This is a genomic window from Pseudomonas sp. B414 (assembly GCF_055408445.1).
In genome coordinates, this window is sequence record NZ_JBUZTQ010000020.1 from 1 (window position 1) to 13,439 (window position 13,439).

The 13,439-nt window shown below is 57.6% G+C and carries 12 protein-coding genes and 1 riboswitch; of the genes, 5 read left to right on the forward strand and 7 right to left on the reverse strand.

The genetic code is table 11. The features are described from left to right. Positions 1 to 408 precede the first annotated feature (408 nt). The 5 genes from ACZRMH_RS16815 to ACZRMH_RS16835 all read right to left on the reverse strand — a co-directional run bounded on the left by ACZRMH_RS16815 (position 409) and on the right by ACZRMH_RS16835 (position 6,932). Entirely contained in the window at positions 409 to 786 is a 378-nt protein-coding gene (locus tag ACZRMH_RS16815; protein ID WP_095000393.1) for a response regulator, read from the reverse strand. Between the two features lie 67 nt (positions 787 to 853). Continuing rightward, a complete protein-coding gene (locus tag ACZRMH_RS16820; RefSeq protein ID WP_464014376.1) occupies positions 854 to 2,050 on the reverse strand; it encodes a hybrid sensor histidine kinase/response regulator in 1,197 nt (398 codons plus the stop codon). Then, complete coding sequence (locus ACZRMH_RS16825) at positions 2,041 to 2,649, reverse strand: chemotaxis protein CheB (protein WP_464014377.1); 609 nt, start codon at positions 2,647 to 2,649, stop codon at positions 2,041 to 2,043. Before ACZRMH_RS16825 ends, ACZRMH_RS16820 begins: the two co-directional genes overlap by 10 nt. After that, positions 2,646 to 3,461: a CheR family methyltransferase gene (locus tag ACZRMH_RS16830; protein ID WP_464014378.1), complete on the reverse strand. Its 816-nt coding sequence runs from the start codon at positions 3,459 to 3,461 to the stop codon at positions 2,646 to 2,648. Before ACZRMH_RS16830 ends, ACZRMH_RS16825 begins: the two co-directional genes overlap by 4 nt. Then, positions 3,462 to 6,932 (reverse strand): response regulator, encoded by a 3,471-nt coding sequence (locus ACZRMH_RS16835; RefSeq protein ID WP_464014379.1) that lies wholly within the window; start codon positions 6,930 to 6,932, stop codon positions 3,462 to 3,464. A gap of 176 nt (positions 6,933 to 7,108) precedes the next feature. Here ACZRMH_RS16835 and ACZRMH_RS16840 point away from each other — a divergent pair, with 176 nt between their 5' ends. From ACZRMH_RS16840 to cobM, 5 genes are all read left to right on the forward strand, one after another. Then, entirely contained in the window at positions 7,109 to 7,474 is a 366-nt protein-coding gene (locus ACZRMH_RS16840; protein WP_464014380.1) for a response regulator, read from the forward strand. Between the two features lie 229 nt (positions 7,475 to 7,703). Beyond that, positions 7,704 to 7,915, forward strand: a riboswitch (cobalamin riboswitch). A gap of 97 nt (positions 7,916 to 8,012) precedes the next feature. Next, positions 8,013 to 8,201, forward strand: coding sequence for a CbtB domain-containing protein (locus ACZRMH_RS16845; protein ID WP_464014381.1), 189 nt, complete (start codon positions 8,013 to 8,015; stop codon positions 8,199 to 8,201). An 11-nt stretch (positions 8,202 to 8,212) separates the two neighbouring features. Next, a complete protein-coding gene (locus ACZRMH_RS16850) occupies positions 8,213 to 8,914 on the forward strand; it encodes a CbtA family protein (protein WP_464014382.1) in 702 nt (233 codons plus the stop codon). Continuing rightward, positions 8,911 to 9,315 (forward strand): cobalamin biosynthesis protein, encoded by a 405-nt coding sequence (locus ACZRMH_RS16855; protein ID WP_464014383.1) that lies wholly within the window; start codon positions 8,911 to 8,913, stop codon positions 9,313 to 9,315. Before ACZRMH_RS16850 ends, ACZRMH_RS16855 begins: the two co-directional genes overlap by 4 nt. 76 nt (positions 9,316 to 9,391) lie before the next feature. Continuing rightward, complete coding sequence (gene cobM, locus ACZRMH_RS16860; RefSeq protein WP_464014384.1) at positions 9,392 to 10,138, forward strand: precorrin-4 C(11)-methyltransferase; 747 nt, start codon at positions 9,392 to 9,394, stop codon at positions 10,136 to 10,138. Positions 10,139 to 10,339: 201 nt separating this feature from the next. Here the strand turns inward: cobM and nfuA are convergent, their stop codons facing one another. Continuing rightward, positions 10,340 to 10,924 (reverse strand): Fe-S biogenesis protein NfuA, encoded by a 585-nt coding sequence (gene nfuA, locus ACZRMH_RS16865; protein ID WP_019827280.1) that lies wholly within the window; start codon positions 10,922 to 10,924, stop codon positions 10,340 to 10,342. Positions 10,925 to 11,036: 112 nt separating this feature from the next. Further along, positions 11,037 to 13,334 (reverse strand): fatty acid cis/trans isomerase, encoded by a 2,298-nt coding sequence (locus ACZRMH_RS16870; protein ID WP_464014385.1) that lies wholly within the window; start codon positions 13,332 to 13,334, stop codon positions 11,037 to 11,039. Positions 13,335 to 13,439: the final 105 nt, after the last annotated feature.

Consider the following 13,439-nt stretch of genomic DNA (forward strand, 5'->3'; position numbering starts at 1 on the left):
CGTCCTGCCGCGCCACCCCCATAACAGCACCTGCGTTCGGCCTTCTGTGATGGGCTTTCGCGTCGTCTGAACAATCGCATTACAAAAGCAAAAGCAAAAGCAAAACAAATCTTGGACAGATACACGTACTGCCTCCAATCAGGCCGGCCGGTCGGCCGCCTCGGCGGCTCTTGATCTACCGCCCTCCGGGAGACCGTACGATGGGGCAAGGCCTTTTTGGGTACTCTTGTGGCGGTTTGACAAAAGTGCCTCGCCGTAAGGGCGAAACCTATATTCCAGTTAGACGCGAATGCTGGATATGTACTCGCAATTCCAGTTAGAACCACCGAGTACATATGCATTCGATGTGTCACGGCGTTCTACGGGTTCCGCCCTTACGGCCGCCTCGCCCGTGCCACTGCTATGGGGTTACGCCAACAGCTTCTGGATCTGGGCCTGCAAGGTATCAAGGTCGAACGGTTTGGCCAGGATCGGCGCCGTCAGGGTGATCGGGCTGCCCGTGTCACGGATCTCCGCCGGGTAACCACTGATGAAAATCACTTTCAGGTCAGGCCGCAACTTCAGTGCAGGCTCGGCAATCTGAACCCCGGAAATTCCCCCCGGCAAACGAAAGTCGGTGACCATAAGATCCAGATGGGGCTTGCTAGCCAGAATCTCGAACGCCTGTTCGCCATTTTCGGCCTGCAACACCCTGTAGCCCTCACCCGATAAATAGGCACTCAGGACCATCAGGATCGAAGGGTCATCTTCGACAATCAAAACAACATCTTGCGCATCTTCACTCATGGGGAACCTTAATTCATGCAGTCGCTGCCAAGTATGACCCCGGGGACGGTCACAGGTTGCATCGAGTTTAAGCCTTTTGTGCCAACGGCAGGCAAACCCGGAACAAGGCACCCTCACCCAATGTGCTCTGCACACTGATTGTGCCGCTATGGGCGGCCACAATCTGCTCCGAAATAAACAGCCCCAACCCCAGCCCAGCCGTTACATGGCTGGCTGAAACCCGCTCGAATTGCTGAAAAACCCGCTGCTGGTTTTCTTCGCTGATGCCAATACCCTGGTCGCGCACATCAACCACAGCCTGGTCACCCTCGATATAAACCGATACATCAATGGGCTTTTTCGCACCATATCTTAGGGCGTTAGTCAGTAGGTTGCTGATCACCTGCTCAATCCTGAACTCATCCCACTGCCCCACCACCGGCTGCGATGCCGTGAAGTTGACGCTCGATTGCGCCGCGCTGATCTGCGCCGCAAAATTTTCCAGCAACTGCCCCACCGCATGGGCCAGGTCAAATTCGCCGGGGCGGATGGATAGCTTGCCGGTGCGGATACGCGACACGTCGAGCATGTCTTCAATCAGTCGAATCAGGCTCTGGATCTGGCGTTCGTCACGCTCGACCATCGCGTGCATCTTGTCCAGGGTGAACGCGGCAGCGTTGTCCCGGGCCAGGTGCATCTTGCGCAACTGGGTTTCCAGAATCAGCCCGTTGAGCGGCGTTCGTACCTCATGGGAGACGATCGACATAAAGTCGTCGCGCATGCGAACTGCATGCTCCAGCTCGACCTGGGTCAGTTGCAACTGCGCCAGCAACGTTTCCTGCTCGCGCCGACTCTGTTCCAGAGCTTCGACCTGTTGCTTCATGGCCTTGCTTTGGCGATAGAGTTCGACAAATACATTGACCTTGCTTTTCACCGCGTGGATATCCAGCGGCTTGTGCAAAAAGTCGACCGCGCCGCTTTCATAGCCCTTGAAGGCATAGTTCATTTCGCGCCCGGCGGCGCTGACAAACACGATGGGGATGTTCTTGGTCTTGGCCGTGCCACGCATCAGTTCGGCCAGTTCAAAGCCGTTCATGCCCGGCATTTGTACATCAAGAATGGCCATGGCGAATTCATGCTGCAGCAGCAGCGACAACGCCTCGTCCGCAGACAAGGCCTTGTAGACGATACGGTCCTCGCGCTTGATCAACGCTTCGAGGGCCAGCAGGTTTTCCGGCAGATCGTCGACGATCAACAGCTTGGCTTGAATATCATTTAGTAGCATTCGGTAGGTTCCAGCTCGACAAGCAGACGGCCAATGCCGCGCAAGGGAAGAATGCAATCCGGTTGGCACAGTTCCAGCGCAGCTTGCGGCATCGTTGATGCCTGGGCCTCATGGGGATCCTGGACAATGGTCAGACCACCCAATTGTTTGACCACACTCAGCCCCCGCGCACCATCCCGATTGGCGCCTGTCAGTAAAATCGCGGCCAGACGCTGTTGATAGACATCAGCCGCAGACTCAAAAAGAAAATCAATTGCAGGTCGCGAATAATGCACCCGCTCCTCCTGGCTCAAGGAAAAACTGCGGTCGTGCTCGACCGACAGGTGATACCCCGGGGCCGCAAAATACAGGGTACCCGGTACAATCTGCTGCTTGTCCTGAGCCTCCCTGACCGGCAACGACAACCGCCGGGCAAACACTTCGGCCAACTGGCTGCGACGCTCATCAGGCAAATGCAGAACCACAATGATCGGCAAGCGAAAACCTGGCTTGAGATCGGCAAAAATCGTCAGCAAGGCTTCGACTCCGCCCGCAGAGGCTCCGATTACCACCGCCTCCACCGGGTTGCGTCGAACCCTATGACCCAGTTGGACACTCATAGCTTGCGATAGATCCGTTCTTGCTTGAGCACAGGCGTGAACTGTTTGCTGTAGTCCGAAAAATCCAGGGTTTCCTTGCTGCCCAGCATCAGAAAACCGCGATGGCACAGCGACTCATGAAACAGTCCAAAGGCTCTGTTTTGGAGATCTTTATTAAAGTAAATCAATACGTTACGACATGAAATTAAATTGGTTTCTGAAAACACGCTATCCGTCGCCAGGCTGTGATCGGCGAAGGTCACATTCTCGCGCAGGGACTTGTCGAAGATCGCGTAGTCATAGGCGGCGGTGTAGTAATCGGCAAAGGATCGCTGACCACCGGCCTTTTGATAATTGTGGGTATAGGCACGGACATTCTCCAGGGAGAAGATGCCCTGCTTGGCCTTTTCCAGTGAGCGCGGGTTGATGTCAGTCGCGTAGATGATGGTGCGATCCAGCAGGCCTTCCTCGCGCAACAGGATGGCCATCGAGTACACCTCCTCGCCGGTGCTGCACCCCGCAATCCAGATCTTCAGTGACGGATAAGTCTTGAGGATCGGCACCACCTCCTGGCGAATGGCCAGGAAGTGTTCCGGGTCACGAAACATTTCGCTGACCGGGATCGTCAGATACTGCAACAACTGCATAAAGGCCGTGGGATCGTGCAGGATCCGCTCCTGCAGGGCCGAGATGGTCTTGCAGTCAAACTGGCGCAGCGCGTGATTGACCCGGCGCTTGACCGAAGCACCGGCGTAATCGCGAAAGTCATAACTGTATTTGAGGTAGATCGCTTCAATCAGCAGCCGTAACTCGATATCGGTGTTTCGTTGCACTTAGAGTCGTTCCATTTTCGGTAGCCAGACCCGGATCAACGAAAACAGTCGGTCCAGGTCAATAGGTTTGGCCAGGTAATCATTGGACCCCGCCTGCAGGCAACGCTCCTGATCGTCCTTCATGGCCTTGGCCGTCACCGCAATGATCGGCAGCTTGCGCCAGCGCGGGTTCTTGCGGATTTCGACAGTGGCCTCGTAGCCGTCCATCTCCGGCATCATGACGTCCATTAGCACCAGATCGATATCTTCCACCTCTTCCAGGCGCTCGATGGCTTCGCGGCCATTACGCCCAATCACCACAATGGCGCCCTTCTGTTCCAGGGCACTGGTGAGGGCAAAGATGTTTCGTACATCATCATCCACCAACAGAATCTTGCGCCCTTCGAAGACCTTGTCGCGGCTGCGGGCGGTCTTGAGCATCGTTTGCCGTTCATGGGACAACTGAGATTCAACTTTGTGCAGAAATAATGTGACTTCATCGAGCAGACGCTCCGGTGAACGGGCGCCCTTGATGATGATCGAGCGCGAATATTTGCGCAGTTCAGCCTCTTCATCCCGGGTCAGGTTGCGCCCGGTGTAGACGATCACCGGCGGGAACGAGCAAATGTCCTCGGTGGACATGCGCTTGAGCAGATCGCCGCCGAGCATATCCGGCAGTTTGAGGTCGATGATCATGCAGTCGTAGACGTTGCGACGCAGCAGATCAAGGGCCTCCTGGGCGTAGCCTACCGCGGTGATTTCAATGTCATCGTCGCCGATCAGGCGGGCAATACTGTCACGTTGCAGATCATCGTCTTCAACCAGAAGCACGCGTTTGACCTTCTGCGTCAGCTTGGCCTCAAGGCGGGCGAACACGTTTTTCAGCTCTTCACGGGTGGTCGGTTTAACCGCATAACCCACCGCGCCCATATGCATGGCCGCCTCGACCCGATCCTCGACAGAGATCACATGCACCGGGATATGTCGGGTCGGTGCCAGCGCTTTGAGGCGCTGCAATACCGTCAGCCCGGAGTGGTCCGGCAGGCGCATATCGAGCAGGATGGCATCGGGAATAAACTGTGCGGCCAGGCTGAAGCCTTCGTCGGCACCGTGGGCTACCAGGCAGCGGTAACCCAACTCATGCGCCAGATCGAAGAGGATATGCGCAAAGTTCGGCTCATCTTCGATCACCAGAATGCAACGCGTGGTGAACGGAGCCTGCTCGCGGTCATCCATAAAGCGCGGAATATCGGACAGTGCGACAAGAGCAGGCAGCGGCTGGTGAACCAGCGCGGCCGGCCGTGGTGCGGGAGCTGCTGGCATATGCGCCAGTTCCTGAGCGTCTTCTACATACTGCTGCGGCAGGACCAGAGTAAAGGTGCTGCCCTGCCCCGGTTCGCTGCTGACCGTAATCGAACCGCCAAGCAGCGTTGCCAGGTCACGGGAAATCGACAGGCCAAGCCCGGTGCCGCCATAACGGCGGTTGGTGGTGCCATCAGCCTGACGGAAGGCTTCAAAGATGCTGTCCTGCTGGTCGACAGAAATACCTATGCCCGAGTCCCTGACCGTGAACGCGACCCCTTCGCCCGGCTGACCGGATACGCTGAGGCTGACCTGGCCTTTCTCGGTGAACTTGACCGCATTGGACAGCAGGTTCTTCAGGATCTGCTCCAGACGCTGAGTGTCGGTGTACATCATGGGCGGCGTGCCAGGCTGCACCTGCACCTCGAAGCCCAGGGACTTGTCCCCGGCCAGGGGCTGGAACATGCCGCGCAAACCTTCAACCACCCGCGTAACACTGGTGTTCTCGGGGCGCACTTCGAGCTTGCCGGCTTCAACCTTGGAGATATCCAGGATGTCGTTGATCAGGTTAAGCAGGTCGTTACCTGCCGAGTAAATCGACTCGGCAAACTTGACCTGTTCTGCACTGAGATTCTGCTGCGGGTTTTCCGACAGCAACTTGGCCAGAATCAGCGAGCTGTTCAGCGGTGTGCGCAGCTCGTGGGACATATTGGCCAGGAACTCGGATTTGTACTTGCTGGAACGCTGCAGTTCTACAGCTCGCTCCTCCAGCTGCACCTGCACCTGATTGAGCTGGCTATTCTTGCGGTCCATGGCATCGCGCTGGCCGGCCAGCTCTTCATTGGTCTGCTCCAGCTCCGCCTGCTGGGTTTCCAGGCTGGTCTGCGACTCTTTAAGGATGCGCGACTGCTCTTCGAGCTCTTCGTTGGCGGTCTTGAGTTCTTCCTGCTGCACTTGCAACTGCTCATTGAGCTGCTGGGTCTCGGCCAAAACCTCCTGCAAACGCTGACGGTAGCGTGCTGCCTCGATTGACATGCCGATATTGTCGGCGATCAATTCAAACAGCTCGATATCACGCTCCTCCAAAGGCCTGAGAAAACCCAGTTCGATAACGCCGTTGACCCGGTCATCATCACTGGTCGGCACCACCAGCACGCTGCGCGGGCTGCCTTCACCCAACCCGGAACTGACTTTGAAGAAGTAATCGGCCGGCACCTCGTCCAGGCGAATCAACTTATCCTGCTGCGCTGCCTGACCCACGATGCCTTCGTCATTGTGGATCAGTTGGTCCTGCGCCTCTTGCTCACGGGAAAAGCCATAACTGGCCACACGCTTGAGGCCGCCGTGATCTTCTCGCACGTAAACCGCCGCGACAACGGTACCCAGATACTGGGCACAGAATTGCAGGATATTGCGCCCCAGCATATTGAGGGTCAGACGCCCCAGCACCTGTTCGGCCAGTTCGGTCTGGCCGTTGCGCAACCATGCCTGGCGTTCAAGGCGCTCAGCGGTCTTAATTTGCGACTCGAAGTTTTTCTTGTAATTCTCTGAAAGAGCGAGCAAATCACGACGACCAACATAGGCCAGAAAACCGCTGAAACCCAGTATAAAGAACAGGTAAAGACTGACGCCGAAAACCGTTTTCTGGCTGACTTCATGACTGCGTTCTACCCGCAACTGCTGCTCCACCTGAATGAAGTCGTCGTATTCCTTGCGAATTTCATCCGTGAGGCGCTTGCCACGACCGGCCTGTACCGCAGAACGGTAATCGCCGCTCGCACGCCGCATATCAATCATTGTCTGCGCGTAGGTGGCCCATTCGCTTTGCATCGCCTCAAGGCGCTTGAGGCGATCGACCTGTTGCGGGTTATCGCTGACCAACTCCTGCAGGCTCTTCAGCTGCGCGCTGATTTGCGGCTTGGCGACGATATAGGGGTCGAGAAAATGCTCATCCCCGGTAATCAGATAACCGCGCATGCCGGTCTCAAGGTCGATCGTCAGCTTCGCCGCTTCGTTGGCGTTACTGATCACTCGATCACTGTGCTCTACCCAACTGATCACCGAGAGCAAATAGCTGACCATCACCACGAACAGCACGGCACTGAGCACACCCACGGCCAGCGGCAAGCCAACGTTTCGATTCAGCAGCTTGCGAAAGCTGCGCTCATCAATTGATGCAGGTGCATTCATTTTTCTGGCCCGTGGACAGTCATAAAAAACAGGAGTTTGCCGGATTATCGAGTAATAGTTCTATTTTCTTGCCTTTAAATGGTCATTTTCATACAAAGAAACAGACTCAGTTGCGGGTGAAGGCTATCCTTGATGGCTGTGAGAGCAGCGCTCAAATTTTTATCGAGATCATGATTATGTCCGCAACACCCTCCACCATCCTGGTGGTCGAAGACGACGCCATTGTTCGGATGCTGATCGTAGACGTGCTGCAAGAACTGCAGTTCAGCGTGCTTGAGGCCGACGGCAGCGAGCGCGCCATGGAACTGCTAGAGGACCATAGCCAGCACATTGATCTGCTGATGACTGATGTCGGATTGCCAGGCATGGATGGCCGTGAACTGGCAGGCAAGGCCCGGCTGTTGCGCCAACAATTGCCCATCCTGTTTGCCAGCGGTTACGCCGAGAGCCTGGAGATTGCAGACGGCATGGCGGTGATCGGCAAGCCCTTCTCCATTGACCAACTGCGCGACAAGGTCAAAAGCATGCTGGCAACTGCATAACCTCAACCCTACTGCACTGCACTGCACTGCACTGTGGGAGCGGGCTTGCTCGCGATGGTATCAGCGCGGTTTACCCGACTAACCGCAGCGCCTGCATCGCGGGCAAGCCCGGCTCCCACAGGTTTTGCATCGTACACAGAATCCAAACCTTGCAGTGGAGAGTGTGGGAGCAAGCCCGCTCTCACAGGCAGGCCCACAGGGGTTGTGCAGACCCGCTTGCTTGTGGTTTCCTACACATCTTGTATCAGGTGCCCTTCACAGGGTGAAACGGGAAACCGGTGCGTCAGGCTTTATGCCCTGACAAGTCCGGCGCTGCCCCCGCAACGGTAAGCGAGAGAAACATCAAATCCACTGTGCCACTGGCATGGGAAGGAGATGTTTGCAGGCTCAAGCCATGAGCCCCTCGCAAGCCCGGAGACCGGCCTGGTTATTTCGAATAACAAACCCGCGGTGGGCGGGCGCTGTTAAACCCTGCGAGCTTCGTTCGCGGGGTTTTCTTGCGCTTTGCTGCCCGTCGTCTGACCCAGAGGCAAGCGCCATGTCCATCAGCACCAGCAGCACCCATTCCGCCGCTACCACCGCGACCCAGAGCCAACGCATCGTGGCCGCTGTCGGCGCCGCCGTGCTGGGGATATTTCTGGTTTATTTCGCCGGTTTCTCGCATATCGATGCGGTCCATAACGCGGCCCATGACACCCGTCATAGCTCCGCCTTCCCGTGCCACTGAGATTGCCTGCCATGATCAAGCGTATCGCTCAAACCGCAGGCTTCACCGGCTTGCTGGCCGCCCTGTTGCTGACCTTGCTGCAAAGTTTCTGGGTTGCCCCGCTGATTCTGCAAGCAGAAACCTACGAAAAACCGGCCGCCAGCGAAGTCCATGAGCATGCCGATATGGCCATGCCTGCCCACGAACACGACGCCGAAGCCTGGGAGCCAGAAGATGGCTGGCAGCGCGTACTGTCCACTACGGGCGGTAATCTGGTAGTGGCTGTCGGTTTTGCCCTGATGCTGGCGGGCCTGTACACCTTGCGCGCCCCTACCCGCACCTCCCAGGGCCTGCTGTGGGGTCTGGCCGGTTATGCGGTGTTCTGCCTGGCGCCAACCCTGGGCCTGCCGCCAGAGTTACCGGGCACCGCTGCGGCTGACCTGCTGCAACGGCAAATCTGGTGGGTCAGCACTGCGGCTTCAACTGCCGTGGGCATCGCGTTGCTGGTATTTGGCAGACATTGGGCATTGAAAGTGCTGGGCGTGGCGATTCTGCTGGTTCCGCATATTTTTGGCGCACCGCAGCCACTGGTACATTCCAGCCTGGCCCCTGAAGCGCTGGAAGCGCAATTCAAGATCGCCTCACAACTGACCAACTTCGCCTTTTGGCTGGCTTTAGGCGTGATCAGCGCCTGGCTGTTCCGCCGCAAGTCCGAAGGCCAGTACTCGGCATGAGCACAGCGCCAATCCTGGTAATTGGCCTGGGCTGTCGCCAGGGTTGCAGCGCTGAGCAATTATTGAAGTTGATAGAAGACTCGCTGGGCCAGGCCGGGATCGCATTGAGTGCGATCAGCGCCCTGGCCAGCATCGATCACAAGCGCCATGAACCCGGACTGCGGCAACTGGCAGCGCAATTAAACCTGGGATTTGAGGTGTTCAGTGCCAAGCAACTTGCCCCGTATGTGCAGCAACTGAGTCATCGCTCAGATATTGCCTTCGAACAAACCGGGTGTTTTGGCATTGCCGAAAGTGCCGCACTGGCCCTGGCCGAACAATTCTCTGGTGCGACTCCCAAGCTGCTGATCACACGACAAAAATCCCCATTGGCGACCTTTGCGTTGGCCTCGATCGGGTAAAACCCGCGATAATCCCCCGCCTCACTATGAGCGTTGTTCAAGAACAGCTCTATCCTGAACTTTTCACGAGACTGCCATGACCGTTTATTTCATCGGCGCCGGGCCCGGCGATCCAGAGCTGATTACCGTCAAGGGCCAGCGCCTGATTCGTAGCTGCCCGGTGATCATTTACGCCGGCTCCCTGGTACCTGAAGCGGTCTTGCAAGGCCATCAGGCAGAACAGGTGATCAACAGTGCCGAGCTGCACCTTGAGCAGATTATCGATCTGATCAAGGCTGCCGACACCAAAGGCCAGGATGTGGCCCGTGTGCATTCCGGTGACCCGAGCCTGTATGGCGCGATTGGTGAACAGATACGCTGCCTGCGTGAGCTGGGCATCGCTTTTGAGATCATTCCGGGGGTGACAGCCACTGCGGCCTGCGCGGCCATTTTGGGTGCCGAACTGACCCTGCCGGATATTTCCCAGACCGTAATCCTGACCCGCTACGCGGAGAAAACTGTGATGCCCACCGGTGAAGAGCTGGCCAGCCTGGCGCAGCACAAGGCAACCATGGCCATTCACCTTGGGGTCAAGAATCTGCAAAAGATTGTCGCCGAGCTGACTCCGCATTACGGCAGTGATTGCCCGATTGCAGTGGTTCACCGCGCCAGCTGGCCGGACCAGGACTGGGTACAGGGCACCTTGGCGGATATTGCTGCCAGGGTTGAGGCCAAGGGTTTTCGGCGTACGGCGCTGATTCTGGTGGGCCGGGTACTGGCCAGTGACAGTTTTGCCGAGTCGTCGCTGTACCGGGCGGGGCATGCGCATTTGTATCGGCCCTGATTCAGCGGCGCAACGGGAAATCTGTAGTCGCTGCCGAAGGCTGCGAAGCGGCGTTGTGGTGGGCTCAAGGAAAACGGGTTGCTCCGCAACCCTTCGCAGCCTTCGGCAGCGACTACCAAGCCTCACACCACAATCCACAGGCATAAAAAAACGGTGCTCACGGGGCACCGTTTTTTCTTCAGCTTCGCAGCGAACGCCCTGTTAGTAGTAGGCGTTTTCTTTCTGCGAGTGGTCGGTCACGTCACGTACGCCCTTGAGCTCCGGTACACGCTCAAGCAGGGTGCGCTCGATGCCTTCACGCAAGGTCACGTCCGCCTGGCCGCAGCCCTGGCAACCGCCACCGAACTTGAGCACCGCAATACCGTCTTCAACCACTTCGATCAGGCTGACCTGACCACCGTGGCTGGCCAAACCGGGGTTGATCTCGGTTTGCAGGTAGTAGTTGATGCGCTCGTTGATCGGGCTGTCGGCATTGACCATCGGCACTTTGGCGTTGGGTGCCTTGATGGTCAGCTGACCACCCATGCGATCGGTGGCGTAGTCCACCACGGCATCGTCCAGGAAGGGTTCGCTGAACGAATCGATCCAGGCCGTGAAGCTTTTAAGGCCGATGGCAGTATCTTCAGATTTGACTTCAGCCGGCTTGCAATAAGCAATGCAGGTTTCAGCATACTGGGTACCGGGCTGGGTGATAAAGACGCGGATGCCGATGCCCGGGGTGTTCTGCTTGGACAGCAGATCAGCCAGGTAATCGTGGGCAGCGTCGGTAATCGTTATGGCGCTCATGGAATCTCCTCGCAGACATGGGAAGCAGTTTACGCCAATCGGCGCGCCTGACAAAGTCCTAGTGTTTTTGTCAGGAAAGCTGCGTCCCATTCCTTCAAATACAACCGGCCCTTTACAGGTTTTCGTAGCGGTTCATGTCCAGCACGCCCGCTTCGACCGGGTCGGTTTCATTGATGTACTCGCCAATATCGTGGAAGTACTGCCAAAACTGTGGGTGGCTGCGGCGGATGCCCCAACGCTCGACGATGCTGTCGAAGGTCGCCTGATCCTTGCTTTGCTCCATCGCTTCGACAAAGGCTTCGACCTGGCCTGCCGGGATATTGAACATAAAGTTCGGGTAGCTGCTGAGCACGCCCGGGTAAATGGTCAGGGTATCCAGCCCCGGCTCCAGGCGGTATTCCTCGCCCAGCATAAAGGCCACGTTGGTGTGCGCCCGGTTGCGCAGCATGCTGTACATCTCGCGCTTGCCGTCAGCACCCTCGATGCGCAGCATGGTTGCTTCCGGCAACTGATTGATCACTGCCAGCCCCGCCGCAGGTCGCGAGGTCAGACGGCTTAGCGATTGCTCGGCGTACCTGAACTCCTGAGGGATATTGGGCCGCGAACAGTAGGCACCCGTGCACCGGTTGATCGGATCAGGCCGGGCATTGAGGGTACCCGTGCGCTCGATCAGCTTGAGGGCAAAGTCACGCTTGGGGTCTGCCGGATCGAGCTTCATGCCGGTCGGGGTGTCGGTATCAATTTTTTGATAGTCCATCCACATCTTCAGCTTGCCGCTGTTTTGATACCAGTCGCTCAAGATGGCTGCACGCGAATCGGCGGGCATCAGGCGCAGGAAATTGACCTCGGCGCCGTTGCGGATCAGGTCAAAGTACAGACGGGTCTGCGCCTGGTGCGAGACGTTGCCGAACACATCGAAGTTAACCGCCAATTGATAGTAGGTGCGCTCCAGCAACGGGTAGTCAAACAGCCACAGGGTCTGCGGGACTTCACCGATCAGCCCCTTGCTCACGCTGGCACTGTCAAAGTGGCGGAATACCGTGAGCAAGGCATTGTCGTTGCCTGCCCACAGGGTCGACCAGCTTGGCGGCGGCATATCGGCATAGGCTTCCTGACGCAGCTTTTCATAGTCGTTGCGTTTATCACGATAGTTGTGCCACAGCGAAATAATGCTGCCAACGTTGTCGATCTGGCCGGGCATGGCCAACAACGGCGTAGCGATGCCTCTGTAAACGGCATCGGTGACATAGCGGTCGCGGGCCGGTTCCTGGAACACGGTCCAGAAGTTGTCGCGAATCACATCAGTCGCAATTTGCCCGCGGCACACCGGGCCACGGATAAAGGTACGGACAAAGTACTCGGCGTTGTCGAGCATAAACTGGTAACGCGCCACCGCCGGGATCGCTTCAAAGGTTTCAAACGGGTTGGCCCGCCCGCGAGGCCCGTAGCCCGGCAGTCGGGTGGCATGCCAGTCGCCGCTGTAGAACAGCTGTTTGACCCGCGCCAACTTGTGCGCCCCCATTGGATAGGTAATGTGGGTTTTGTGTACGATTACACCCTGCACCGGCATCAGTCGATAGTAAAAAGTCGTTCCCGGATCGTCATTCGGGCGGCGGGTGGCGATCAGGTCGATCGGTTGCCCACGGGGCGTGCGCGAACGCACCCACTGGAAATAATGCCCCGGCACACCGTTGTCAAAATAGGTATGCGCGAGGAACAGGTGCTCGTACAACCAGCGCGCCACAAGGGCTTCGGTTGAGCCCGGACGGTTGAGCAGTTCTTCCCACTCGTCAATCTGCGCCGCTTCAATTGCGCTGGGCTTGATCGCGTGCTGATCCACCGGCGCACCCTGGGCCAGCCAGGTTTGTACAGTGGTGTACTGCTTGTCGGTCAGCCCGGTTACGGCCAGCGGCATGCCCTCTTTGGGATGGCTCTGGGCGTAGGCATTGAACTCGCCCGGCGCCGGGCAGACGTTCTCGCGGTTAAGACCCAGGACAATTTCTTCGGGTAATTTGGCGTTAGGCGTCAGCGGTGTGCTGTGGCCCAGTTCCAGCATGCGCGCCATCAAGGCCGCCTGCGCGCCCTGGGCATCGAGCACCGAATAGAAGCCTTTGCGTCGCCACTCATCCTGGCCACTGGCATCGTAGAAAATTCGCGTCGGCGCTACGGCATCGACACGATCCCCCTTGTAGACCGGCACTTTGCTGGCACCACGAGTGGCGCCCTCCGCGCTCCCCAGGTTGAGCTGGCAGGCAGCATCGTTGCAGGCATGGCAGGCAACGCACTTTTGCGTAAGGATCGGCTGAATGTCCCTGGTGTAGGAAATAGCCGGGCTGACCAACGGCGCCTGTGCCAGCGCGGTACTGCACACCACCAGCGTCACGGCGCTGGTGAGGAGGCGAAAAAGCATGTGCCAGTGTCCTGATATCAAAAATATGTCGCGATTCTACCTGTACGTCACACTCGTCAACATGAGCGAAATTCATGTAAATCAGCGAGCGCTCAAATCCCACGC

Excerpts from the sequence above, each read along its gene's own strand:
- ACZRMH_RS16815 (WP_095000393.1), bottom strand. The coding sequence starts at position 786 with ATGAGTGAAGATGCGCAAGATGTTGTTTTGATTGTCGAAGATGACCCT.
- ACZRMH_RS16820 (WP_464014376.1), bottom strand. The coding sequence starts at position 2,050 with ATGCTACTAAATGATATTCAAGCCAAGCTGTTGATCGTCGACGATCTG.
- ACZRMH_RS16825 (WP_464014377.1), bottom strand. The coding sequence starts at position 2,649 with ATGAGTGTCCAACTGGGTCATAGGGTTCGACGCAACCCGGTGGAGGCG.
- ACZRMH_RS16835 (WP_464014379.1), bottom strand. The coding sequence starts at position 6,932 with ATGAATGCACCTGCATCAATTGATGAGCGCAGCTTTCGCAAGCTGCTG.
- ACZRMH_RS16840 (WP_464014380.1), top strand. The coding sequence starts at position 7,109 with ATGTCCGCAACACCCTCCACCATCCTGGTGGTCGAAGACGACGCCATT.
- ACZRMH_RS16845 (WP_464014381.1), top strand. The coding sequence starts at position 8,013 with ATGTCCATCAGCACCAGCAGCACCCATTCCGCCGCTACCACCGCGACC.
- ACZRMH_RS16850 (WP_464014382.1), top strand. The coding sequence starts at position 8,213 with ATGATCAAGCGTATCGCTCAAACCGCAGGCTTCACCGGCTTGCTGGCC.
- ACZRMH_RS16855 (WP_464014383.1), top strand. The coding sequence starts at position 8,911 with ATGAGCACAGCGCCAATCCTGGTAATTGGCCTGGGCTGTCGCCAGGGT.
- cobM (WP_464014384.1), top strand. The coding sequence starts at position 9,392 with ATGACCGTTTATTTCATCGGCGCCGGGCCCGGCGATCCAGAGCTGATT.
- nfuA (WP_019827280.1), bottom strand. The coding sequence starts at position 10,924 with ATGAGCGCCATAACGATTACCGACGCTGCCCACGATTACCTGGCTGAT.
- ACZRMH_RS16870 (WP_464014385.1), bottom strand. The coding sequence starts at position 13,334 with ATGCTTTTTCGCCTCCTCACCAGCGCCGTGACGCTGGTGGTGTGCAGT.